General features: G+C 70.7%; 21 protein-coding genes and 1 tRNA gene. 12 read left to right on the forward strand and 10 right to left on the reverse strand.

The window, feature by feature from the left end; translation table 11 throughout:
- Positions 1–7: 7 nt before the first annotated feature.
- On the reverse strand, positions 8–487 hold the full coding sequence (locus ACIQ8J_RS05070) for a hypothetical protein (RefSeq protein ID WP_403264966.1): 480 nt from the start codon (positions 485–487) through the stop codon (positions 8–10).
- 231 nt (positions 488–718) lie between these two features.
- Between ACIQ8J_RS05070 and ACIQ8J_RS05075 the strand changes: the two genes are divergently transcribed.
- Positions 719–2,143 carry a tetratricopeptide repeat protein gene (locus ACIQ8J_RS05075; protein ID WP_403264969.1) on the forward strand — a complete coding sequence of 475 codons (1,425 nt, stop codon included), beginning with the start codon at positions 719–721 and terminating at the stop codon, positions 2,141–2,143.
- A 105-nt stretch (positions 2,144–2,248) separates the two neighbouring features.
- Here the strand turns inward: ACIQ8J_RS05075 and ACIQ8J_RS05080 are convergent, their stop codons facing one another.
- Positions 2,249–2,854, reverse strand: a complete 606-nt coding sequence (locus ACIQ8J_RS05080; RefSeq protein WP_403264972.1) for a histidine phosphatase family protein — start codon at positions 2,852–2,854, stop codon at positions 2,249–2,251.
- A gap of 204 nt (positions 2,855–3,058) precedes the next feature.
- Between ACIQ8J_RS05080 and ACIQ8J_RS05085 the strand changes: the two genes are divergently transcribed.
- From ACIQ8J_RS05085 to ACIQ8J_RS05100, 4 genes are read left to right on the forward strand one after another with little or no spacing between them, the layout of a single operon-like run.
- Positions 3,059–3,946: a phosphatase PAP2 family protein gene (locus ACIQ8J_RS05085; protein ID WP_403264975.1), complete on the forward strand. Its 888-nt coding sequence runs from the start codon at positions 3,059–3,061 to the stop codon at positions 3,944–3,946.
- The gene (locus ACIQ8J_RS05090) at positions 3,867–5,015 is read left to right on the forward strand and encodes a hypothetical protein (RefSeq protein ID WP_403264978.1); all 1,149 of its coding nucleotides are present in this window, start codon (positions 3,867–3,869) and stop codon (positions 5,013–5,015) included. Before ACIQ8J_RS05085 ends, ACIQ8J_RS05090 begins: the two co-directional genes overlap by 80 nt.
- 28 nt (positions 5,016–5,043) lie before the next feature.
- Positions 5,044–6,630, forward strand: coding sequence for a hypothetical protein (locus ACIQ8J_RS05095; RefSeq protein ID WP_403264981.1), 1,587 nt, complete (start codon positions 5,044–5,046; stop codon positions 6,628–6,630).
- Complete coding sequence (locus ACIQ8J_RS05100) at positions 6,627–7,958, forward strand: AAA domain-containing protein (protein ID WP_403264983.1); 1,332 nt, start codon at positions 6,627–6,629, stop codon at positions 7,956–7,958. Before ACIQ8J_RS05095 ends, ACIQ8J_RS05100 begins: the two co-directional genes overlap by 4 nt.
- A 589-nt stretch (positions 7,959–8,547) precedes the next feature.
- On the opposite strand, the gene ACIQ8J_RS05105 is transcribed toward ACIQ8J_RS05100, so the two are convergent.
- Positions 8,548–9,342 (reverse strand): histone-like nucleoid-structuring protein Lsr2, encoded by a 795-nt coding sequence (locus ACIQ8J_RS05105; protein WP_403264986.1) that lies wholly within the window; start codon positions 9,340–9,342, stop codon positions 8,548–8,550.
- Between the two features lie 825 nt (positions 9,343–10,167).
- Here ACIQ8J_RS05105 and ACIQ8J_RS05110 point away from each other — a divergent pair.
- Positions 10,168–10,473: a hypothetical protein gene (locus tag ACIQ8J_RS05110; protein ID WP_403264989.1), complete on the forward strand. Its 306-nt coding sequence runs from the start codon at positions 10,168–10,170 to the stop codon at positions 10,471–10,473.
- 407 nt (positions 10,474–10,880) lie between these two features.
- Here ACIQ8J_RS05110 and ACIQ8J_RS05115 read toward each other — a convergent pair whose 3' ends face one another.
- The 4 genes from ACIQ8J_RS05115 to ACIQ8J_RS05130 all read right to left on the reverse strand — a co-directional run bounded on the left by ACIQ8J_RS05115 (position 10,881) and on the right by ACIQ8J_RS05130 (position 13,080).
- The gene (locus ACIQ8J_RS05115) at positions 10,881–11,519 is read right to left on the reverse strand and encodes a hypothetical protein (protein ID WP_403264992.1); all 639 of its coding nucleotides are present in this window, start codon (positions 11,517–11,519) and stop codon (positions 10,881–10,883) included.
- 143 nt (positions 11,520–11,662) lie between these two features.
- Positions 11,663–12,466, reverse strand: a complete 804-nt coding sequence (locus ACIQ8J_RS05120) for a hypothetical protein (protein ID WP_403264995.1) — start codon at positions 12,464–12,466, stop codon at positions 11,663–11,665.
- A 57-nt stretch (positions 12,467–12,523) separates the two neighbouring features.
- Positions 12,524–12,874, reverse strand: coding sequence for a recombinase family protein (locus tag ACIQ8J_RS05125; RefSeq protein ID WP_403264997.1), 351 nt, complete (start codon positions 12,872–12,874; stop codon positions 12,524–12,526).
- A gap of 8 nt (positions 12,875–12,882) precedes the next feature.
- Positions 12,883–13,080, reverse strand: a complete 198-nt coding sequence (locus ACIQ8J_RS05130; protein ID WP_403265000.1) for an antitoxin — start codon at positions 13,078–13,080, stop codon at positions 12,883–12,885.
- Between the two features lie 196 nt (positions 13,081–13,276).
- On the opposite strand from ACIQ8J_RS05130, the gene ACIQ8J_RS05135 reads away from it, so the two are divergent.
- From ACIQ8J_RS05135 to ACIQ8J_RS05145, 3 genes are all read left to right on the forward strand, one after another.
- Complete coding sequence (locus ACIQ8J_RS05135; protein ID WP_403265003.1) at positions 13,277–13,627, forward strand: hypothetical protein; 351 nt, start codon at positions 13,277–13,279, stop codon at positions 13,625–13,627.
- A 168-nt stretch (positions 13,628–13,795) separates the two neighbouring features.
- A complete protein-coding gene (locus ACIQ8J_RS05140) occupies positions 13,796–14,491 on the forward strand; it encodes a bifunctional DNA primase/polymerase (protein WP_403265005.1) in 696 nt (231 codons plus the stop codon).
- Positions 14,482–14,555 (forward strand) — tRNA-Lys (locus tag ACIQ8J_RS05145). The genes ACIQ8J_RS05140 and ACIQ8J_RS05145 overlap by 10 nt, the downstream gene beginning before the upstream one ends.
- A gap of 87 nt (positions 14,556–14,642) precedes the next feature.
- Here the strand turns inward: ACIQ8J_RS05145 and ACIQ8J_RS05150 are convergent.
- Positions 14,643–15,914, reverse strand: coding sequence for a M6 family metalloprotease domain-containing protein (locus tag ACIQ8J_RS05150; protein WP_403265007.1), 1,272 nt, complete (start codon positions 15,912–15,914; stop codon positions 14,643–14,645).
- A 340-nt stretch (positions 15,915–16,254) separates the two neighbouring features.
- Here ACIQ8J_RS05150 and ACIQ8J_RS05155 point away from each other — a divergent pair, with 340 nt between their 5' ends.
- Positions 16,255–18,261 (forward strand): putative bifunctional diguanylate cyclase/phosphodiesterase, encoded by a 2,007-nt coding sequence (locus ACIQ8J_RS05155; RefSeq protein WP_403265263.1) that lies wholly within the window; start codon positions 16,255–16,257, stop codon positions 18,259–18,261.
- Positions 18,262–18,328: 67 nt separating this feature from the next.
- Here ACIQ8J_RS05155 and ACIQ8J_RS05160 read toward each other — a convergent pair whose 3' ends face one another.
- Positions 18,329–20,038 (reverse strand): glycosyl hydrolase family 18 protein, encoded by a 1,710-nt coding sequence (locus ACIQ8J_RS05160; protein ID WP_403265010.1) that lies wholly within the window; start codon positions 20,036–20,038, stop codon positions 18,329–18,331.
- Positions 20,039–20,306: 268 nt separating this feature from the next.
- On the opposite strand from ACIQ8J_RS05160, the gene ACIQ8J_RS05165 reads away from it, so the two are divergent.
- Complete coding sequence (locus ACIQ8J_RS05165) at positions 20,307–20,864, forward strand: NADPH-dependent FMN reductase (protein ID WP_403265012.1); 558 nt, start codon at positions 20,307–20,309, stop codon at positions 20,862–20,864.
- Between the two features lie 235 nt (positions 20,865–21,099).
- On the opposite strand, the gene ACIQ8J_RS05170 is transcribed toward ACIQ8J_RS05165, so the two are convergent.
- Positions 21,100–22,194: an LLM class flavin-dependent oxidoreductase gene (locus ACIQ8J_RS05170; RefSeq protein ID WP_403265015.1), complete on the reverse strand. Its 1,095-nt coding sequence runs from the start codon at positions 22,192–22,194 to the stop codon at positions 21,100–21,102.
- Positions 22,195–22,311: 117 nt separating this feature from the next.
- Here ACIQ8J_RS05170 and ACIQ8J_RS05175 point away from each other — a divergent pair, with 117 nt between their 5' ends.
- Positions 22,312–23,703, forward strand: a complete 1,392-nt coding sequence (locus ACIQ8J_RS05175; protein ID WP_403265018.1) for an amidase — start codon at positions 22,312–22,314, stop codon at positions 23,701–23,703.
- Positions 23,704–23,732 lie beyond the last annotated feature (29 nt).

Here is a 23,732-nt window from a genome sequence, read left to right on the forward strand (position 1 = left end):
GACATCCTCAGCGCGCCTCGGCCTCGCGAATGCCGTCGGCGGCTTCGATCATCCGGGCCGCCTCACCGAGGGCTTCGCGGAGCAGGCCCGGGTCGGTGACCTCGGTGGCGTCCGGCGGGAGGAGCCAGCCCGAGCCGGTGACGGGGGGCGCGGCGGGCAGGCCCGTGATGCGCAGACCGCGGCCGTCGGTCTCCGTACACGCGCTGCCCGGCACGTCCCAGGCCGCGGCGGTGCCCGACGGCACCAGGAAGCCGAGGGTGTCGCAGGTCCCGTCGTGCAGGACCGGGCCGACGGCGGCCGGGGCGGCGCCCCGCCGGATGATGTCGACGGCTTCCAGGCCCTGCCGGGCGGGCACGGTCACCAGATCGCAGGGTTCCTCGGCGCCGCACGGGCGGGCGGCCGGATGGGCGCTCGCCTGTGGTGAATGCGGATGCCGGGCGGTCGTCGTCTGCGTACCGGAGCCAGTGATGTCGATGTCGGTGTCCACGCAGTCCTCCAACAAGGCAAGCCCTCCGCGTCTCTGCGGTGTCTGGTGCTCTCCGCATGGTTCAACGCCCCTACGCGTCAAGGGGAACGGCGGCACGCCGCCGCAAAGGATGGCATTTCATGGCGGATCATGGATGAGATATCCGGTTTGTAGGCAAACGGCGTGTGAACCCGCCGACACAGCAGGTACGTTCTTGCTCCGCATCACCCCGCCAGAGAGAGCTGTCGAGCCATGGCGCCGTCATCTGATCCCCAGGCAGATCCCCGGGCGAACGCGGAAGAACCGCAGGAGCGGCGCCCCCTCACACGGGAACCCAACACGGCGTTCCGGCAGTTGAGAGGCGCGCGCTCGCCGGGCGAGTTCGCGGCCGCGGTCCGCCGGGCCGCGCGCGAGATCGGCGAGCAGGTCGCCTGCGACGCCCGCTACATCGGACGCGTGGAGAACGGCGAGATCCGCTGCCCCAACTACGCCTACGAAAGGGTCTTCCGGCACATGTTCCCGGGCCTGACCCTGGCCGACCTGGGATTCTCGGCGAGGGAGACGGTACGGGGCCGCGGCTCGCGCATCGTTGCGGGCGGGCCCCCGATCCACCTCCTGCCCCATCCCGGCCATCCGTACCACCGACCGTTCGACCACCACAACCACCAGAACCACGAGGAGAGCGACGTGCTGCGTCGCGCATTCATGACGGGGTCCACCGCCACGGTGGCGACCGTCTCGCTGGGCCTCGGCCCGGCACCCGTGCATCCCGCCCGGCACGTCGGCGAGGCCGAGGTGAGCGCCGTCGAGGAGGCGGTGCGCAGGATCAGGCTGCTGGACGACCGGCACGGCGCGGACGGGCTCTACCAGCGGGCCGCGCAGCCCCTGCGCACCGCGTACGCCCTGCTCGACGCGGGCACGGCCCGGCGCTCGACACATGATCGGCTGCACGCGGGCGCGGGTGAACTGGCCATCTCCGTCGGCTGGTTGGCGCACGACTCGGGCCGCTTCGAGGAGGCGCGCTCGCACTACGCGGAGGCGCTGGCCACGGCCCGGCTCGCGGGCGATCCGGGCCTTGAGGCGCACGCGTTCTGCAACATGTCGTTCCTGGCCCGGGACATGGGCCGGCCGCGCGAGGCGATGCGGGCCGCGCAGGCGGGCGAGCGCGCGGCCCGCCGGCTGGCCTCGCCCCGGCTGCTGTCCCTGCTCGCGCTGCGCGAGGCCGGCGGCTGGGCCGGGCTCGGCGACCGCTCGGCGTGCGAGGAGTCGCTCGCGCGGGCGCACTCCCAGTTCGCGCGGGGCACCACGCAGGCCGATCCGGAGTGGATGAGCTTCTTCGTGGAGGCCGAGCTGGAGATGCTCCAGGCGCAGTGCTGGTCGGCGCTCGGCGAGTGGTCGCGGGCGGCCCGGCACGCCCACCGCGCGGCCGCCGTGCAGGACCCCCACTTCGCGCGGAACCTGGCGCTGTACCGGGCCGAGCTCGCCGACGACCTGGCGCGGGCGGGCGCCCCCGCCGAGTCCGCGGCCGTCGGCCACCAGGTCCTGGACCTCCTGAACCAGGTCCAGTCGTCCCGCATCCAGGCCATGCTCGCCGACACGTCCCGCACCCTGACCCCGCACCGGGCGTGCCCGGAGGTGGCGGGCTTCCTGGAACGGCGGGCGGCGGTGGCGGTGTAGACGGACTCCCCGGCCCGCGGGGTCCCGACCCTGGCAGGAAGAATCCCAGCCCCTCCGGCGATTGAGAGGAGCGGGGGTCCGGGGGCGGAGCCCCGGGGGCGGGTGTTACGCCTCCAAGTGCCCCGTGTCGTTCCAGCGCTCCAGCGCCGGATCCCCGTACGCCCAGCCGAGGACCGACAGCGACGTCGGGTCCAGGCGGATGCGGGCGGCGAAGGAGATGTCCTCGCCCAGCCAGCGGGCGGCGATGGACCGCAGGATGTGCCCGTGGGCGAAGACCAGCACGTCGCGCCCGGCGGAACGCGCCCAGTCGACCACCTCGTCCGCCCGCGCCGAGACCTGCGCGAGGGTCTCCCCGTCCGGCACCCCGTCGCGCCAGATGAACCAGCCGGGCCGGACGGCCTGGATCTCGGCCGGGGTCATGCCCTCGTAGCCGCCGTAGTCGTACTCCATCAGCGCGTCCCACGGCTCGGCCCGGTCGCCGAACCCGGCGAGCTCGCACGTCTCGGCGGCCCGCACGAGCGGGCTGGTGCGGACCTCGACGCCGGGCAGCCCGTCCCAGGGCGCCCGGTGCAGCCGCTCGCCGAGCAGCTTCGCGCCGCGCCGGCCCTCGTCGAGCAGCGGGATGTCGGTCCGGCCCGTGTGCTTGCCCACGAGCGACCACTGGGTCTGCCCGTGCCGGGCCAGCAGAATGCGCGGTGCGGCGGCTGCCATGGGTGTTCTCTCCCGATCGCGTACGAAATGTTCGTGACCATCATCGCGTACCGCTCAAGGCAACCTAGATCCTGATCTCAGCGTCTGACCGGAACGCCGGGGTGCTGCGTGAACGCCATCACTTACACCGTACGGTTGAACGCACGTCAAAGACCCAGAGGCCCCCTGAGGGCAGTCCGAGGACCAGTTGGGGGAACCTTCCGGATGCAGCCGCCGCAGCAAACCACGCGACCGCGCTGGTGGACCGAACTCCCGCTCATCGCGCTCCTGTACGCGGTCTACTCCCTCGGACGGCTGATCGTACGCGGTGGCGAGGGGCGGGCCGTCGACCACGGCCTGGCCATCCTGCACATCGAGCAGACCCTCCACATCAACCTGGAGCAGCCGCTCAACCGGCTCTTCACCCGCACCCCGGCGATCGGCATACCCGCCGACTTCGTGTACGCCTCCCTGCACTACGTCGTCACCCCGGCCGTCCTGATCTGGCTGTTCCGCCGCCGCCCCGGGCAGTACCGGGCGGCCCGCGGCTGGCTGATGACCTCCACGATGCTCGGCCTGATCGGCTTCACGTTCCTGCCGACCTGCCCGCCCCGGCTGCTCGCCGCAGCGCACGGCTTCACCGACACGATGGCCCAGTACAGCTCGTACGGCTGGTGGGGCGGGCAGGCGAGCGCGCCGCGCGGTCTGGGCTCGATGACCAACCAGTTCGCCGCGATGCCCAGCCTGCACGTGGGGTGGGCGCTGTGGTGCGCAGTGATGCTGTGGCGCTTCGGCGGCAGCCGAATAGCCAAGATCGCCGCCGTCGCCTACCCGCTGACCATCACCTTCGTGGTGATGGGCACGGCCAACCACTACCTGCTCGACGCGCTCGCGGGCGTCTGCGTGATGGGTGCGGGCCTGCTGCTCTCGAAGCCCCTGATGCGGCTGGCGGAACGCGTGCGGACCCGCTTCGCGCCCGCCTCTTCCGCCACGCGCGCCCCGATTGTCAGTGGTGGATGCGAGACTTCCCCGGGTGAGCGCATCCCTGGACAGCGGGCCTCCTCCGCCACCCCCGCGGACGCCGACGACAACACTCCGTCGCCGGCTCGCTGAGCTGCGCGGCCCGGCCGCCTTGCCCCGCCCGCTGGACGCCCGCGCGCTCGCGGCCCTCGCCGCGAACCCGGGCTGCCGCAGACGCGCCCTGCTCGACGGCGCCGGAGTGGACAAGGGCGCGCTCGCCGAGGCGATCGGCTCGCCGTCGGCGGCGTTCGGCCAGTCCCAGTTCGCGTTCATGCGGGGCAACGCCTTCGAGGCGAAGGTGAAGGGCGACGGCGGCACCGAGCTGCTGCGCCTGCTGCACGAGTGGATGGGCGCGGGCTCCGAGCCGCCGCAGGGCGTGCTCGCCCCCGATCTCGCGGCGGCCGGTCCCGAGGGCCGTGCGGCCCGCACCGCACTCGCCCTGCGTCAGGCCACGGCGGCCGGCGCCTGGGCCTTCCTCGACCATCCGATGCTGGCCCTGGAGGTGGCGGGCTCCCCCGCCTATCTGGAGCCGGACGCGGTGGTGGTGCACCCCGACGGCCGCTGGACGGTCGTCGAGATCAAGTCCTTCCCCATGATCGACGCGGCGGCCGACGCGTCGAAGGTGGGCGCGGCCGCCCGCCAGTCGGCCGTCTACGTCCTGGCCCTCGAACGGGTCGCCGCCGTCACCGAGGGGGCCTCGGTCCACCACTCGGTGCTGCTGGTCTGCCCCAAGGACTTCGCCAACCTGCCGACCGCCGCCGTGATCGACGTACGCAGGCAACTGTCGGTCACCCGGCGCCAGTTGACCCGCCTCGCCCGGATCGAGGACATCGCGGACGCCCTTGCGCCGGGCACCACCTTCGACCTCGACGGCCAGTCCGGCGAGTCGCTGGCGGCCGCGGTCGAGGCGGTTCCCGCGGTGTACGCGCCGGAGTGCCTGGCCGCCTGCGAGCTGGCCTTCCACTGCCGCGAGCGGGCGCGGGCCGAGGGCGCGGTGACGGCGCTCGGCCGGAGTCTGCGCGGCGAGCTCGGCGGTCTGACGACGATCGGCGAGGTCCTGTCGGCGGCCCGCGGCACCTCGGGCGACCCCGAGGATCCGACGGTGGCCGCGGTGCGCCGCGCGGCGGCCCTGCGCACGGAGGCGCTCGCATGCCCGTCCTGACCGAGCGGGCCGCCAAGGAGGGCGCGCCGTGTCACTGATCTCCACGCTGGCCCGCCTGGAGGCCGTCGAGTCCGGCCGCGCCCAGCCGCTGACCACCGTCCGCCACCGCCACCTCTCCGACCGCCCCCTGGTCTTCGTGCCGCTCACCACCGCGGGCGAGGCGGGCGCCCCGCTCGGCGCCCTGGTCGGCACCGACCGCGCGGCCCCGACGCTCCTGGTGGTGCCCCAGCCCCGCGACCGCGACCTGCGCTTCGCCTTCCTGGCCGACCTGGCCGACGCCGTACTGCCGTATCTCGACGCGTACGCCGGCGACATCGAGCTGGTCGACCGCAGCGGTACCGATCCCGAGACGGGCACGAGGACGAAGGTCGAGGCCGAACTGTGCGCGGACGCACCGCAGTTGATCGTCCCCGGCCGGGCCGGCCTCGACTTCGTACGGCTCCTCGGCCGCTCGATGCGGTTCCGCCGCACCGCCGAGCAGGACCCCGACGCGCCCCATCCGGCGCCGCCCCGCGTCCCGCTGCTCGGCCGCTGGTTCACGCACTACGGCGAGCGCGCCCGCACCCCGGGGGCCGCGCTGCTGCTGGCCGCCACCGATCTCCTGAACCGGCACTGGGCGACCGGCCAGTCCAGCCTGGAGGACCAGCACCTGGGCGCGCTGCTCGCCTGGATCGACCCGCCCGCCGGTGAATCCGGCGCGCAGGCCGCGCTCCGCGCCGAGCTGGGCCGGGGCGCGGACGGGCAGTTGCTGTGCCCGCCGGCCGGTCCGGCCACCGACCCCGCCTTCGACAACCGCCTGCTCGCCCCCGCCGTGGAGCGCTACGACCGGGCCCGCCAGGCGCTCCACGCGGCCGAGGACGGCCTGGCGGCGGACGAGTGGCTGGGGCAGCTGACCGCCGCGGAGCGGGAGATCCGCCGTCTGCTCGCCGAGCAGCTGATGCCCACCTGGTCGGCGGTGTGGCGCGCCCTGGACCTGCTGCGGGCGCTCCCCGAGGGCGAGCGGGCGGCGGCGCGCTGGACCGGCGACCGCTGGTCGTTCACCGGCCACCGGGACCGGATCACCGCGGGCGAGCCGCCGCAGCCGCGCCGCGACGACGCGGTGACCGCCGCCACCAAGCTGTCGCGGCGCGAGCGCGCGCAGGCCGAGCTCGAAGCGGGCGAGGCGCTGGACGACCCGCTGGTGATGGCGGGCCGCAGGCTCGCGGGCGAGGCCTTCGCGGGCGAGGTGGCCGAGGTCGTGGAGGCGTGGTCGGAGTCCAAGCGCCCCAGCCCCCGCCCGCTCGTCACCCTGCGCACCGACGACGCCCCGCACCTCGCCGGGGGCGCGAAGGTTTTTCGCACCCTGGACGGCAAACCGCAGAAGGCCGAGTTCGTGGCGTACGAGTCCGAGGGCCTGGTGGTCCTGCGCCTCCTGGACAAGATGGGCCGCGGCAGGGACCCGGCGCCCGGTTCCGTCCCCGAGAAGGGCGACCGGCTCTGCTGGACGCTGTTCGAGCACGAGCAGCGCGGCGCCCCGAAGCTGCCCGACCCGGAGGCCACGCCGTGGACGCACGGCGGCCCGCCGGGCGGAGCCGCCGAACAGCCCGATCCGCTCACCCCCGAGGACATCCTGTGACCGCCTTCGACCCGGGCGCGGCCGCGGCCGGGGCCACCGACGCGATCCTCGCCGACACGCTGCACGGCTCGGCCCGCGGCGTCGTCGTGGACTCGCCGCCCGGCGCGGGCAAGTCCACCCTCGTGGTGCGGGCGGCGCTCGAACTGGCCGCGGCCGGGCGCCCGTTGATGGTGGTCGCCCAGACCAACTCCCAGGTGGACGACCTGGTGGTACGCCTCGCCGAGCAGGCCCCCGACCTGCCGCTCGGCCGCCTGCACAGCAGCGACGCGGACCCGTACGACAAGGCGCTCGACGATCTCGACACCGTACGGAAGTCGTCGAAGGCGGGCGATCTGGCGGGCCTGGACGTGGTGATCTCGACCGCCGCGAAGTGGGCACACGTGAAGGACGTCGAGCCGTGGCGGCACGCGATCGTGGACGAGGCGTACCAGATGCGGTCCGACGCGCTGCTCGCCGTCGCCGGGCTCTTCGAGCGGGCGCTGTTCGTGGGCGACCCGGGCCAGCTCGACCCGTTCGCGATCGCGGACGCCGAGCAGTGGGCGGGCCTGTCGTACGACCCGTCGGCGAGCGCCGTCTCGACGCTGCTCGCGCACAACCCGGAGCTGCCCCAGCACCGCCTGCCGGTCTCGTGGCGGCTTCCCGCGTCGGCGGCGCCGCTCGTGTCGGACGCGTTCTATCCGTTCACCCCGTTCCGCAGCGGCACGGACCACGGCGACCGGCGGCTCGCCTTCGGCGTCCCGGGCGACGGCTCGGCGCCGGACCGGGCGCTCGACGAGGCCGCCGAGTCGGGCTGGGCCCTGCTCGAACTGCCCGCCCGGCACACCCCGCGCACCGACCCGGAGGCGGTCCGCGCCGTCGCCGGGGTCGTACGCCGTCTCCTGGACCGGGGCGGCGCCGCGACCAGCGAGCGCTCGCCGGAGCCGGTGCCGCTCACCGCCGCCCGGATCGCGGTCGGCACCGCGCACCGCGACCAGGCCGCCGCGGTCCGCGCGGCGCTCGCGGAGCTTGGCGTGAGCGGCGTCGCCGTCGACACCGCGAACCGGCTCCAGGGAAGGGAGTTCGACGTGACGGTCGTCCTGCACCCGCTCTCCGGCCGCCCGGACGCGACCGCCTTCCACCTGGAGACGGGCCGCCTCTGCGTCCTCGCCTCACGCCACCGGCACGCGTGCATCGTGGTCTGCCGGGCGGGCGTCGCCGACCTGCTGGACGACCACCCGTCGACGGATCCGGTCCAGCTGGGCGTGACCGTGAAGTTCCCGGACGGCTGGGAGGCGATGTTTACCACATGGGAGCACTGGTCCAACCACCGCGTGAGCTGGCGCCCCTGACGGGTGATGGTGTCCAGCACCGTCCGCACCCTGGCCATCAGGCCGGCACTGGCCAGGCAGTCAACCAGCGCACCCATCAAGATCGTCTACCCGACAACACGAATATTGGCGATGCGCCATAGACCGGTCGCCTCGGGCCGCCCCACCGTCCTCGTAGGGGCAGGGAACGGCCCTGCAATCGAGGAAGGGAACCATGGCACGCGAGGAACTGACCCGCCTTACGGGCAACGTCGGCGGACCTAACTGTGACGACGACGAGTTCACCACGTGCTGAGCGGCCCGGAGGGCCGTGCCTTTCCCGCGCCCCGTACCAGCGATCAACGCACTCCACAGGAGCACGGGACGGGCGTTGCCACGGGACGACACCTTGACCGTGCCCCCGATCGCGGCCGACCACATCGACAGTGCGGCCACATAGATGCCGAGTGCGTCAGTATCGACATACGGTGCGATCTTGCGAACCGCGCGACCGATCGGACCGTACAGAACGGGGGTGCTCATGCTGCCTCTATCTCAAAGAGTGTCAGTTGCTCGGCCATTGGCCGGGAGGGCCGGGCGCACTCAGCGCCCGGCACGGTGGGGGCGGCGTTCAGGCCGCAGTCGCTTTCCCCTGTGGCGCGTCCCGATGGGTCAGCTCAAAGGCATGCCTCACGTGGAGCGGGATGCGTCCGCGATCCGGAACCGTGTATCCATTGGCCCGCGCCCACTGGCGAACAGCCCGGTTCCTCTCGCGCTCGCTCATGCCCGAACCGGTGACCTTGGCAGGCTCCGGAAGCGGGTCACCACCTACGAACGACCCCGCCAACACGGCCGACTTGAAGCGGCCAGGCTCACGCACGTCGAAGCACGGGATGCCGCGCTTCGACGCATCGCGCAACCTGGTGGCGTTGTTCTCGCCGCGCTCACCGAGTACGAAGAGCACAGTCGTGCTGTCCGCACGTCCCACTACCTCGTAGCCAGCGTTCCTCAACGCGTCCCGTGCCGACTGATAGCCGTAGCCGGGCACTTCACCAGCCAGCATCACGGACCGCACAGGTTCAGGCTCCGCCGCTTCCTCGCTCACTTCCTCCGCACCGTGCTCGAACTCGACAACGGGCGACGGCTCGACGACTGCCACGGGCTCAGGTTCAGCCGCGACAGGGGCAGGCTCAGCAACCACCACAGACTCCGCCTTGGCCTCAGCCTCCGACTCGACAGCATCCGGCACACCAGTGCCCAGAGCATCTACCAAATACCTGGCGAACGTGGCCCGGTGGTCCACGCATAGATCCCACGCGCGGTGCCCCAGGGTCAGCGTCGCCGTCGCTTCCACCTCGCTCTGATCCTTGGCCAAATGCGCGTCGCAGTAGCTGTACTCAACAGGTACAAGAACGGTCTTACGCATGGCACGGATTCCTTTGATTCAAGTCGGGAAGGTGAAGTCATCTCGCGGCCAGAGCATCGCTCTGACTGCCATCCGCATTCGCTGGTGCGATGCAAGATCAACCCTGCCCCCATCGAATCAATAAATGTTAACGTACAGATGACTGAATCATTACTCTCGTGAATGCGAAGGCGGGGGTAACGGCTTAGATGATTCAAATAGGACCCATCGGGGGTGCCTTCCTCCGATCGTGTACGGGTATGAACTTTCCAGGGAGTCAACTGACGGCCGCACCAGCATCGCTGGCACTTCGCGTGGAGGTGGACCCTCAAAGCTTTTCAGGGGGGCTCCTGGAGCTTTGGAGACGTAAAAAGCGAAGGCAAGCCACCTCAGAGTGACCTCGATCTCGCTTTGGGGGCTCGGCGTTACGGTTTGGCGTAGATAACAGGTATATATTTAATACAGGACGTCATATATACACTCCTGTAGAGCCTTCCTGCGAGGACCCCCTTCTCCAGTCGATTTAAGAACTCCTAGCGGAACGGCTTCAGGTGTCGCCAGCAGATCAGCGCGCAGGGTAGTTCAGCGCCGAATAGCCCCTGTTGCCTCGGGCTCGCAGCGCGGCCACACGGGTGGTCTGCTCGGAGCACCTACGCCCGCCGTTCGGCCTCGCGACACCTTGACCGCGCAGGGAACTTGGGTCGATCGTCGGGTCGACGCCCATGCTCGCTGATCAGACGATCCGGCGTGCCGACGACCGGATATAGGACATTGGCGCATTACCCTCTGGTCACCTTATGACTTGGCGGATCGCGTAAGGCGTCCGCTTCAACATTCGGAGAAGACATGCGCAAGTCTCGCAAGACCGCTATCGCGGCCGTCCTCCTCAGCGCCATCGGCTTCCTCGGCACCGGCACCGCCTACGCCCACGGAGACGAACACCAGCACGACGGCAAAGAGACCAAGACGCTCGTCGTCAACCAGAGCAACACATGCAGCACGGTCGAAGAGAACGCCGACGTACAGGGCCAGTCCGGGTACCAGAACGGCCTGGAGGGCAACCGGTCCTACGGCAAGGGCTCGCCCGGCACGCAGAACACCAACGTCGGCTCAAGCCAGGGCTGCGACAACACCGTCATCTTCGGTAAGTAGTTCACCGGGGCCGGCGCCGATCCGTCACAATGGGCCACTCCCATGTTGACCAGTCGTACGAAGAGGCCCCTCACGGCTGTGAGGGGCCTCTCGACGCATGACAGGGTCAGTGGGCACAGGGTCAGTGGGCCTTGATGAATGAATGAATTACGTGAAGTGGATCACCCTCGCTGTTCAGGCATGACACTTGGTCTGGAATCACAACTACGTTATTTGTGCCGGGTTCTCTATATGCCCATGGGTGCAACAGAAAGGCCCCCTACAGTCAAATGGGGCCTTCAGGGAACAGTTATGAGTGAGGCCCTGGACTATGACGCCCAGGGCCTACTCAACTCTTCTCACTTCGCTCTTACAGCTTCAAACTTCCTTCTTTCCTCTTAGTCCCCGGTGCAGCGGGGACTAAGAGGTCATGCAGCCCGCCGCCGCACACAGTCCATCAGCTCCCACGGAGACGCGTCACCGAACGGGTCGCTCGCGTCCGGGCACTCGGCGCCGGAGTGCACAGGACAGGGCGCGTCGTCACCCTCTGCGCTGGCCGGCTGGGGGTCCAGGGGCTTTTCCTTCAACTCAGAGTGAGCGGCAGCCTTGAAGTCGCCCATCTCGTTCTTCGGGGTCCTGGGCTTGCTGGGCTTCGTGTCGGCCACGGTCACCACGTCACCCACAGTGGAATCGTCCAGGCTCGGATAGCGGCCTTCCAGCGCCACTGGATGCGACAGGCGCAAGCGTGCGGCCCGGCCGTTCGTCCCTTGCTGAGTGAAGAACCCGAGGGCGGTCAGAGTGTCCCGCGTCTGTTTCCCCGGAAGATCCTTCGTGTTGTATCCCAGCCCCTCAGAGATCTTCATATCTCCGATGTATGTCATGCCGTCCCGGCCGTTCACGTGCCGGAGCTGTACCAGCGCCCACAGAAGGTGCTCCCGCTGGAACTTTGGCGCCTGTTCTGCTATCAGTCCACCAGGGCCGAACTCATCTATCAAAGCTCGCGACCAAGCCTCTTTCACGTCATAGGTTGCCTTCAGGAAACGGCGTGGATGGACCGTGTGGCTCATCAAATACTCTCCAGTACTTTCCAGTTCGGTCGACGGAAAGGGGCCCCAGAAAATGTCTGGGGCCCCATCTCGGCAATACGCTCTGCCACTCAGGCAGGATGGCTACGGCTCAGGGTCGAAGTCGTCCCTGAGCTTCTCCTGCTTCAGCTCCTCCAAGTCGGTGAGCTGCTGGTCTGGTTCGTCGAGCATATTGCAGAAAGCTGCGTAAGCACCGCGCTCGTACTCTTCCCCATCACTGAGCGCCCAATTTCCATACAAGGCGCCACTTGCCCGTGCTTGTAGGTCCGTCGGGGTTTGGAGAGGAACGATTCCTCTACGGCTCGATAAATCTCACTTTGAGGCCACGACGTGGAGTACCGGCAAGCGTCACCGTTGGACCATGAAGCACAGCAGAAATACTTGTGCTTCTTGACCTCTCCCGTGCGCAGCTTCGCCGGAGAGCTGTTTTCGTACATCTTCATGCCGCAGGGGCAGTGGAGGACTCCCGTCATCGGCGACGCATTCGGCTTGATCCCTGCTCTGTACCTACCGAGGGCGGCGACGGCTATCTGTAGCTTGTCGAACTCCTCATCCGTCAGGATCGGATCAGCCCATCGGACAGGCAGGCCATCCCTGAGCAGCGGCTCACCCCTGTGCATGGCAACGCCCTTGAGAGTGGCCTTCTTCAGCATCTTGCCGAGGGTGGATGTGCTCCACTTGGTGCCCTTGACGTGCGTCTTGACGCCCACCTTCTTGTCGTCGGAGTTGATGCTCCGCTGGTAGTCCTGGGAGGTCAGGACTCCGCGCGGGCAGCCGCACACCGGTGTCTCGCTGCCCTGCTCGACGCAGACCGCGACGTGCCGGGGGCGAGAGTTCCATTCAGTGCAGAGCTGTCCCATGGACCACCCGTGCTCCGCGACTCGTTCGTAGGCTTCCCGGATGAGGGGGCCCGTCACGGGGTCGATCACGAGCTTGAACCTCTGCTTGCCGTGGTGATCCACGACGGCGGGCCGATAGCCGAAGGGTCACGTGCCGCCGCCCCACAGGCTTGCGTCTCGGTAGTACTGCGTCTGGTTACGCCGCTTCTTCACGATGGCTTCGCGGTACTCCTGAGCCTGGGTCGCCTTGATGTAGGCGATCATCCGGCCCGTGGGCGTGTGGATATCCAGGCTCGGGTCATCGAGACAGACGATCTCTTTAGCGCCCTTGTGGCAGCGCTCCGCGAACCTGTCCCAGTGGTGTTGGTCCCGGGTGATCCGGTCCAGTGACGTCACCATGATCGCGTCCCACTCGTGCCACAGCGGGTCCTTCATCCACCGGCCCAGCTTCGGCCGGTCGGTGAGCTGGCGGCCGTGACGCTCCCGGCCGCTCGACACTCCGCGCGCTACTGCGGCGGAGTGTCGTCCCCCTGCCCGCGCTCGGGCCCCAACTGCTCCTTGAGCTTGTCCTGGGCAGCGTCGACCTGGCCGCTGTACTTGCCCTGGGTCTTCTCGTCCACGAAGTCACCGGCCTTGTCGATGCCCTGACCGGCCTGCTCCTCGTGCCCCTTCAGCAATCCCTTGAGCTTGTCCATGACAGACATCGTGGACCTCCTCGCCAAGACGTTCCGGACCACTCCAGGATCGCGGTTCATGACGCGCTCTGCATCCGCAGGGAGGGTCCCCGCCGGAAAGGCGGCCGAGGCGGGGCCGGGGCTGCGGCCCCCTTGCGCGGGGCGGGGAGAATGGACGGTGGTCCGGGCGTCCGGACCGTGAGCGTCTTTTGCTGGGAGGACAGACATGCCGGAGCACGAGCGGAATGAGGAGAAGAGGCAGCGGCTGAGGCCCGCGCCGCTTCTCTTCGAGCCTTCCGAGGCCACCGCCGACCCGGAGCACTTCTTCGACCTGGAGTCCGTCGAGGACCCCGGCGCGCTGCTCTCCCGCGCCACCGAACTCGCCCTCGCCTTCCGAGCCGCGGCCGACCGGGCGGTCGAGTTCCAGGCGGTCGCGGCCGCCCAGCTCGCCGACCCCCGCCGCTTCGACCGCCTGACCCCCGCCGACGTGGCCGCTCGGGCCGAGTGGACCGAGGACTACGCGAAGAAGATGATCGAGTTCGGCCGCGACCTCCTGCGCGGCGCGGACACCCCCTAGGAGCCCGGGACCCGGGCGGCTTGGGACGCAGGCTCCGAGGGGCGCGTCACGTCGCGCCACGCGCCCCCGGCATATACCGGAGGGCAAGATACGCCCTCCCCGCCCGCCCTGTCCGGGTTTCCGCCAAGACAGCGAAACGGAACGTGGCCGCCCGGTAGACGTAGAGACATGAGCAGCGGCAGCGTTTGGCAGCAGGCGAGCGACGGCGCCCGCACGGCACGGCACCTCGGTGGCGCGGACGGCGGCGACGACGCGTTCGACATCTTCCGGGTCCTGCGCGACAAGGGACACCATCAGGTCGGCGAGGTCTCGGCCGAGGGGGCCGCCTGGCTGTCGTCCGCGGTGAGCCATCCGCGCAGCACGCTCGCCCTCTGGGAGGGGCGGCCGACCGCCCCCGGCGTGCTGCCCTGCGGCTCGGTCTTCGACGTCGTCAACGTCCCGTCGATGTTCGGCCGCCGCATCCTCGACCGCCTGTGGTCCGAGGGTCCCGGCTCCGGCCCGGTCGCCGTGCACCGCGGCCGGATGCTCCTGTTCGCCGCCCCGGGCACCGCGCAGCGCCTGCCCTCGCTCCTGGAGTGGGAGGAGTGGCGCGGCGCCGACGTCCCGGTCCCGCCCCTGCTCTGCCACGGCGCCGGCGACGCGGTCACCGTCCCCGCCCTGGCCCGCCCGGAGCACGAGAGCCCCGGCGCGGCCCGCTGGCTGGTCGCCCCCGACACCCGCCGCCCCTGGCTCCCGGGGCCCGACGTCCTGCTCTGGGCCTGCGTCCGGGCGGCGAAGAACGAGCCCGCGGACCCTCCCCGGATATCGATTTTTCCTCCCGCCGATCAGGGTGCTAGTGTCTACGACGTCAGCAGGCGCCGCTAGCTCAGTTGGTTAGAGCAGCTGACTCTTAATCAGCGGGTCCGGGGTTCGAGTCCCTGGCGGCGCACAGACGGAAGAAGCCCCTCGCGCAAGCGGGGGGTTTCTTCGTGTTCCGGGAAGGAGCCAGGCCGGCACCGGCCGGTGGGGCAACCCGTCAGTGGGAGATCTTGATCGTCCAGGCGCCCGACTTCGTCCGCCCCTCGGCCTCGATCTTGATGCCCTCGCCGGGCACGGTGAACGTCTCGCCCAGCTCCACCGGCGCGTCCGCGAGCGGCGGGTACACCGACTTCTCCCAGCACGCCCCCGTGTCCGGGTGCGCGTCGAGCACCTCGATCGGGCCGGTGCCCGACGCCGAGCCGCTGCGGACCCGGTAGACCAGGACGCCCTCCTTGCAGCTCGCGCGGTCGAGGCCCGCCGAGACCCGTACCTCGATCGCGATCGCACTGTCCTCGCCGGTGCGCATCACCGCGAGGCGCTTGCCCCCGCTGCCCGCCTTCGCGGCGGAGGCGGACAGCGGTTCCAGGGTGAACCGGCTGGTCCCGTCGCCCGTCACGCAGACGACCTCCTGCCGGTCCAGCCAGCCCAGCTTCCACTTCTGCCAGCCGAACAGGTCCGGCGCCGAGCCGAACTGACTGCCCATCACATCCCAGTCGCCGACGTAGGTGTCCCAGTCGCCGGCCTTCCCGTCCTGCGGCCGGTGGTAGAGGTCGGGCAGGTCGAAGACGTGCCCGGTCTCGTGGGCGAGCACGTTGCGGTCCGGCGGATGGTGCTCGAAGACCGTCACCACCCGCTTGATGTCGCGCCCGTCCGCGCGCACCGGCCGGTCGAAGTTGACGACCTTCGTGGCGTCCGAGTCGACGCCGGGCGCGTCCGGGTCGGCGACGAGATAGACGATGTCGTACTTCGAGAAGTCCGTCGTCGGACCGGCCGCGCGGATCGCGTCCCGGAGGTAGCGGGTGCGCTGGTCGGGGTCCCAGTCGCGCTCTATGCGGTACGAGGTCGACGCGGACGGCATGCGCACCCAGTGCTGCTGCGGCTCCGCGTTCAGCCGGAACTTCCCGTACGAGGCCTGGTCGAAGAAGCGGCTGGTGGCGGGGAAGTAGTCGGCGGCCAGGTCCTTCGGCTCGGTGCCCGGCCGGGAGTCCGGGAAGGACAGGAAGATCATCACCGCGTTGAGGGTGCGGACCGGGCGCGGATAGGAGGAGTTCCAGGTGTCGACGCCGAGCGAGTGGTGGGCGGTGGTGCGCCGCAGGGCGCACGGCATCGCCGAGTCGGACGCCACGGCGGGACCCGACACCAGCGACATGGCGGCGAGCGACAGGAGGGAGGTGAGCGCCGCCGCGGCACTGCGCAGCCGGACAGGCTCCACTCCCCCGGGTGTCTGCTCACGCTGCACGTCGACCTCCGGAGGCGGAATGCGGGACATCCCACCCACTTTGTGCAGGTTTATCCGAATATGCCTTGTTCAGCTGCCCCAGATGAGTGAGGGGCCCGACACCCCGGCGACTTACAGAAAGTCACGACCGGTCACCGAGGGCGCGAGCCCGGCCACACCCGCGCAGAAACGATCGGCCAACGATCGGTACGAGGCTCCGGGTGCTCTTGATCACGACGGCGGAGCTGGATCGCCCCTCGCGCCAGCCTCTATGATCGGCACACTTTCCTGCGTGGTTGCAGCCTTGAAGCGGCTGTCGGCCACCCCGGCCGAAGACCCGGCCACCTCCGAACTACCTCTGCACAACTCGATTGCACTGCGGGAGCGAGCGGTGAGCGGAACCTCCGAAGGACCGGGTCCAGCGCCCAGGACCGCCCGGCCGCCCGTCACGGAGCGTCACATCGACCGGGCCACGGGCGCCCTGGCCGAGCGCCCTGCGGAACGCGCCGAAACCCCCCCGCCGGAGCGCCCTCCGGAACAGACCGGGCCCGCGCAGCCCTCCCCCGCCCAGCAGCGCACGAGCTCCCTCGCCGAACGGGCCGCCGAACTGCTCGCCGAGCGCCGGGCCCAGCAGGCCGAGTGCGGCGAGCGGTACGCCGTCGGGCGCGGCAGCGCCGAACTGCGGGACTACCAGGCCGCGTTCAACGCCGCCCACCTCGCGATGGCGCTGGTCGACCACGAGGGCACCGTCGTCGCCGCCAACACGGCGCTCGCCGACCTCCTCGGCACCGACCAGGCAGCCCTGCACCAGCAGGACGCGGCCGACCTCGTCGATCTGGCCGCCGACAACCGCACCTGGCACGCCTACCGCGAAGTGCTGCGCGGCGCCCGCACCCGGTTCCGCTGCACCCGCCGCCTCAAACATCCCGACGGGCACTCGCTCTGGGCCGAGGTCACCGTCGCCCCCGTGCCCGGCGGCTCCGGCGTACTGCTCTCGATCGCGGACATCAGCGACCGCCGCGAGCTCCAGGCCCGCCTGCGCCACCTCCAGATGCACGACCCGGTGACCCGGCTGCCCAACCGCACGCTGTTCTTCGAGCGGCTGAACACCGCGCTGGAGACATCGGCGTACGGCCACGGCGGCACCGGCCGGATCGGGATCTGCTACCTCGACCTCGACGGCTTCAAGGCGGTCAACGACACGCTCGGCCACCGGGTCGGCGACCGGCTGCTCAGCGCGGTCGCGGCCCGGCTCACCGAGTGCGCCGACCAGTCCGGGTACACGCGCAGCGGCGGGCATCTGGTGGCGCGGCTGGGCGGCGACGAATTCGCCGTCCTGGTCGAGGACTCCACGGGTACGGAGCAGCTCGCCGAGCTGGCCCGTTCCGTACTGGAGGCCCTTCAGCAGCCGTTCGACCTGGCGGGCCAGCGGCTCTCGGTCTCGGCGTCGATCGGGGTGGTGGAGCGGGCCAGCGCCGGCACCACCGCGACCGGTCTGATGCAGGCCGCCGACACCACGCTGTACTGGGCGAAGGCCGACGGCAAGGCCCGCTGGACGCTCTTCGACCCGGAGCGCAACGCCCACCGGATGACCCGGCAGGCGCTGTCCTCCTCGCTGCGCCCCGCCGTGGACCGCGGCGAGTTCACCCTGGAGTACCAGCCGCTCGTGGGGATGGCCGACGGGGTGGTGCACGGGGTGGAGGCGCTGGTGCGGTGGAATCACCCACAGTTCGGGACACTTCCGCCGAATCGGTTCATCGGAATTGCTGAAGAAGACGGCTCGGTGGTCCAGCTCGGCCGCTGGGTGCTGCGCACCGCGTGCCGGCAGGCCCGCCGCTGGCAGATCGAGCACCCGGACGTGCCGCCGGTCTTCGTGAGCGTGAACGTGGCGGTGCGCCAGGTCTGGGACTCCGACCTGGTGGCGGACATCGCGGAGATCCTCGCGGAGACCCAACTCCCGCCCCAGCTGCTCCAGTTGGAGCTGACCGAGTCCGCGGTGATGGGCTCGGCGGGCCGCCCGCTCCAGGCCCTCCAGGCGCTGTCCGACATGGGCGTGCACATCGCGATCGACGACTTCGGCACCGGCTACTCCAACCTCGCCTACCTGAGCCGGCTGCCCGTCTCCGTCCTCAAGCTGGACGGGGCGTTCGTGCGCGGCTTCCAGTACGACGAGGGCGGCGCCCACCCCAATCCGGCCGACGAGACGATTGTCGAGGCGCTGGTCCAGCTCGCCCACCGGCTCGGCCTCACCGTCACCGCCGAATGCGTGGAGACCGCCGAACAGGCCGCCCGGCTCGGCCGGATCGGCTGCGACACCGGCCAGGGCTGGCTCTACTCCCGCGCGGTCCCGCCGGACCGGATCGCCAAGATGATCGCGCTGAGCCCGCAGAAGGTGTGAGGCACGGGTACGGGAACGGCCGCCCCTCGGTGACGAGGGGCGGCCGTCGCTGTGAGCGCAGGGAAGGTCAGCAGGCGCCGAGGTCCTGCCAGACGCCCCAGTCGCCGGTGGTGCCGGGCTGCTCGCCCTGCGTCCACCACTTGGCCTTCCAGGTGTGGCCGCCGTACGAGACCTGCGTACCGCCGACGTACGCGGCCGCCTTGTCCCACGCCGTCGCGGTACAGCCGCCGGGCACGGTGGGCGTCGGGGTCGGGCTGCCGGTGGCCGTCGGGGTCGGCGTCGGGGAGTTCGTCGCGGTCGGCGTCGGGTCCGGGGAGGAGGAGGGGGAGGAGCCGACCGCGTCCACGATGTAGTTGAGCAGCGTGGTGTTGTCGTCCAGGCCGAGAAGGCTGTACATCATCGCGCCGGCCAGTCCGCGCTGGTGCGCGTAGTCGGCGCGGGCCTGGACGGACTGCTTGTCGAGGCCGGTGAAGAACTCGCCGTCCTTGTAGAAGTACGAGGCCCTGGCGTCCGCGTCCCAGAACGTCGTCGCCGGGTTGTCGACGATGCCGCCGAGCTCCTTGTAGAGCGCGGTGCCGGCGACCTGGCTGGTGGGCCGGGCGTTGGAGGGGCCGGTCGCGGTCTGGGCGAGGCCGTTGGCCGCACCCGCGGGGACGCCCTTCCAGCCGCGGTAGTAGAACTCGTACCCCAGCGTGATCTTGTTGGCGGGGAAACCGCCCGCGATGCCGTACGCGGAGTTGCCGTCGATCCAGGAGTCGATCGCGTTGGAGATCGAGTACTTCTGGGTGCCGGGCTTGATCACGTCGGTGGGGTCGCCTGCGGGCGAGACCAGCGGGGACTGGTGGTACGTCGGGCCGGTCGCGTTCCAGGCGCCGTGCATGTCGTACGTCATGATGTTGGCGTAGTCGAGGTACGGGCCGATCTTGTCCGTCTCGATGTTCTTGATCTTGTCCTGGCCGGCCGGGAGCGCCGCCGTCAGGAGGTAGTGCCTGCCGCCGTGCGCGGCTCCGTACGCGTCGAGCTGCGAGCGGAACTCGGCGAGCAGCGCGGTGTAGTTGGCCTTGTCCTCGGCACCGTAGTGGTTGCCGAGGTGGCCGTCGGGCGAGCCCGGGTACTCCCAGTCGATGTCGACGCCGTCGAAGATCCCGGCCGCCGTGCCGTCGCCGCCGTACCCGCCGCCGGCCGGGAGGTTGCCGGCGATGTACTGGTTGATGCAGGACGAGACGAACTTCTTGCGGCTGGCGTCGGTGAGGGCCACGTCGTGGAAGTACTTGGAGTACGTCCAGCCGCCGATCGAAATGTTGATCTTCAGCTTGGGGTACTTCGCCTTCAGCTCCTTGAACTGGTTGAAGACGCCCACGATCGGCTGGTTCCAGGTGTCGGCGGTGCCGTTGACGCTGTCGGCGGCCGAGAACGACTTCTGGTAGTCGGCGAACGAATCGCCCGCCCCGTCACCGGCGTTGGGGTTGTTGTCGTCGCCCGCCGCTTTGTTCGCCTCGAAGCAGGTGAGGTTGGTGGGGTCGATGTTGCCGAACGAGTAGTTGAGGACGTCCAGTTTGCCCGCGATGCCCCGGGTGTCGAGGTGCTTGGGGTAGAAGGCGTTCCCGTACACGCTCCACTGGTCGTAGTACGCGATCTTCACGCCGCCCGTCGACGGGGCGGCGGCGCTCTGGGCGGTCGCCGCCGACGCGGTGCCGAGGCCTGCGAAGGCGGCCAGGGCGCCGGCGGCGAGCACGGCGGTGCTCAGGGCGGCAACAAGGGGTCTGCGGGGGTGCAAGACGACCTCCGGGGGCTGGGCGCGGGGGGTGCGCGTAGGGGCGGTTGGGGAAGTGATAGCGATCGAATCCCGGCCACGTCAATGGTCTGAACCAAATTGAGGACTAGACCAATTCGGCGGGGAAACCCCTAGTCAGGGCCCGAGTTGAGGTGTTCTGGGCTGCCCGTACCCAGTCATGGCGGGCGGTGTGCGGCCAGGAGAGGTCGGCGGACACGGCTGGACCAGTCCGGTCGGGTGACCCAGGTTTTACCGACGTAACATCGGCGCCATGACCCGTATCCCCACCCTCGCCCTGATCAGCGGCAGCCTGCGCGGCGCCTCCACCAATTCGGCCGTTGTCCGCACGATTGCGGACGTGGCGGACAGCGGCGTCAGGACGGTGACCTACGAAGGGCTGGGCGCGCTCCCGCACTTCAACCCGGACGACGACCAGGACCCGCTGCCCGCCGAGGTCGGACGTCTGCGCACCCTGATCGCCGAGGCGGACGCGCTGCTGATCTGCACCCCGGAGTACGCGGGCAGCCTGCCGGGCTCCTTCAAGAACCTGCTCGACTGGACGGTCGGCGGCATCGAGATCTCCGACAAGCCGGTCGGCTGGATCAACGCCTCGGTCGCCGCCACCGGAGCCGCCGGGGCGCACGCCGCACTGCGGACCGTGCTCGGCTACACGGGCGCGCGCGTCATCGACGCGGCGGCCGTCCATGTCCCGGTGCCGCGCGACGCCATCGACTCGGCGGGCCTGATCGCCGACCTGACGCTGCGGAAGACTCTGACCGGGGTGGTCACCACCCTGCTGAAAGCCGAACCCGCCTCGCTCAACCGCTAGTTGAGCATCAGCGCCACCAAGGGGCGCGGGGAACTGCGCGACAAGCCACGGACGACCCGCACCCGACCACACGACCCGCGGGAGCGAAAACCCATCAACCCAGGGCGAGTTGGGACGAAGCGCTTCCGCGCCGGCCTGGTCGGCCGCGGGCCGCCGAGGGCTGGTCGCGCAGTTCCCCGCACCCCTAGGGGGTTAGCCCTGACCCCTGAGCCGACAGGGGGGTGGCCCCGACCCCCTACGAGGCGAGGCTCGGCAGAGCGTACGCGTCGGCGATCAACTCGTACGAGCGCAACCGGGCCTCCGGGCCGTGTGCGTTGGCCGTGATCATCAGCTCGTCCGCGCCGGTCCGCTTCTGCAGGTCGTCCAGACCGGCGCGTACCGCGTCCGAGGTGCCGGAGATGACGTTGCCGAGCCAGCTGTCCACGAACTCCCGCTCCAGCGCGCTGAATTGGTACGCCTCGGCCTCTTCCGGCGTCGGCACGAGACCGGGGCGGCCGGTGCGCAGCCGGACCATCGACAGCGCGTTGGTCAGCGTCTGGCGCCTGGCCTCCTTCTCGTCGTCGGCGGCGAGTGCGGAGACACCGATCAGGGCGTAGGGCTCGGCCAGCGCCTCGGAGGGGCGGAACGAGTCGCGGTACAGGTCGAGGGCGGGGACGGTGTTGGCCGCCGAGAAGTGGTGCGCGAAGGCGAACGGAAGGCCGAGCGTGCCGGCCAGGCGGGCGCTGAAGCCGGAGGAGCCGAGCAGCCAGATCGGCGGCCGGGCGGCCGGGCCCTGCACGGGTCCGGGCACCGCGTGGATGCGGGCGTACGGATGCCCGTCGGGGAAGTCGTCGTCGAGGAAGCGCGTCAACTCGGCGAGTTGCTGCGGGAAGTCGTCGGCACCCTCGTTCAGCCGGTCGGTGCGGCGCAGGGCCGCGGCCGTCGCGCCGTCCGTGCCGGGGGCCCGGCCGAGTCCGAGGTCGACGCGGCCCGGGGCCAGCGCCTCCAGGGTGCCGAACTGCTCGGCGATCACCAGCGGCGCGTGGTTGGGCAGCATCACCCCGCCCGAGCCGAGCCGGATGCGCTCGGTGTGGGCGGCGAGGTGGGCGAGGATCACGGCGGGCGAGGACGAGGCGACGCCGGGCATGGAGTGGTGCTCGGCCACCCAGTGCCGGTGGAAGCCGCGCCGCTCGGCGAGGCGCGAGATCTCCACGCTGGTCTTCAGAGCGCGGTGCGCGGTGTAACCACTGCCGACCGTGACCAGGTCGAGTACCGACAGGGGTACGGGCGCGGTACCGACCGCCGCCCCTCGAATCGCATCCACGTCCACGGCTCCGGTCCTCCAGTTCATGACGTACACATTGCCCTTCCGGGTCACCCAAACAGGAGGCAGTCTCCGTTTATTCCCGGCGGTACCGGTGCCGACCCCGCCACGTGGCGGGGCGCGAAGATGGGTACGACATCGTTCATGACTGAGCCGAGCGAACTCACCGATCTGACGGCACGTCAACTCCTGGCCGGTTACCGGGCGGGCACCTGCTCGCCGGTCGAGGCGACCCGGGCGGTACTGGACCGGATCGGGGCGATCCAGCCCCGCCTCAACGCGTTCGTACGGGTCGACGCGGAACCGGCCCTGGCCCAGGCCCGCGCCTCCGAGCGGCGGTGGCGGGCCGGGGAGCCGGTCGGGCTGCTCGACGGGGTGCCGGTGTCGGTGAAGGACCTGGTCCTCCAGGCCGGCGGACCGACCCGGTTCGGCTCCAACTCGACGTCGGACGACGGCAATTGGACCGAGGACGCCCCGGCGGTGGCCCGGCTGCGCGAGCACGGCGCGGTGCTGATCGGCAAGACGACGACCCCGGAGTTCGGCTGGAAGGGCATCACGGACTCCCCGCTCACCGGCATCACCCGCAACCCGCACGACCCCGCGCGCACCGCGGGCGGCTCCAGCGGGGGCAGCGCGGCGGCGGTGGCGGCCGGGGCGGGGCCGCTGTCCATCGGCACGGACGGCGGCGGCTCGATCCGCATCCCGGCGTCGTTCTGCGGGGTCTTCGGCCTCAAGCCGACGTACGGCCGGGTGCCCCTGTACCCGGCGAGCGCGTTCGGCACCCTGTCGCACGTGGGCCCCATCACCCGGGACGCGGCCGACGCGGCGCTGCTGCTCGACGTCATCAGCGGCGCCGACTGGCGCGACCCCACCGCGCTCGAACCCCCGGCCCACTCGTACGCGGCGGCCCTGGCCGAGGACGCGGCGGCGGGCGTCAAGGGCCTGCGCATCGCGTACTCGCCCTCCTTCGGCGGGCAGGTGGCGGTGCGTCCCGAGGTGGCGGCGGCGGTACGGGCCGCGGTGACCCGGCTCGCCGGTCTTGGCGCGTACGTGGAGGAGGCGGACCCGGACTTCGCGGACCCGGTGGAAACGTTCCACACCCTGTGGCAGGCGGGGGCGGCCGGCCGGGTGCGCCCGATGTCGCCGAGGCAGCGGGAGGTGCTCGACCCGGGGCTGCGGGACATGGCGGCGCGGGGCGACGGGCTCTCCGCCCTGGACCTCCTCGCCGCGCAGGCGGCCGCGCTGGAGCTGGGGCGGCGGATGGCCCGCTTCCATCTGACGTACGACGTGCTGGTGACGCCGACGCTGCCGATCACGGCGTTCGAGGCGGGCCGGGAGGTCCCGCCCGGCTCGCCCCTCCACCGCTGGTCGGGCTGGACCCCCTTCACCTACCCCTTCAACCTGACCCGCCAGCCTGCGGCGACGGTCCCGGCGGGGACGGACCGGGACGGCCTGCCGGTGGGGGTGCAGCTGGTCGCGGCGCGGGGCGGGGAGGGGCTGCTGCTGAGGACGGCGACGGCGCTGCACTCGGCCTGACCCCGGGGGGCTCCGCCAAGTCGGGGGCA

Source organism: Streptomyces sp. NPDC094147, assembly GCF_044764265.1.
Classification (GTDB): domain Bacteria; phylum Actinomycetota; class Actinomycetes; order Streptomycetales; family Streptomycetaceae; genus Streptomyces.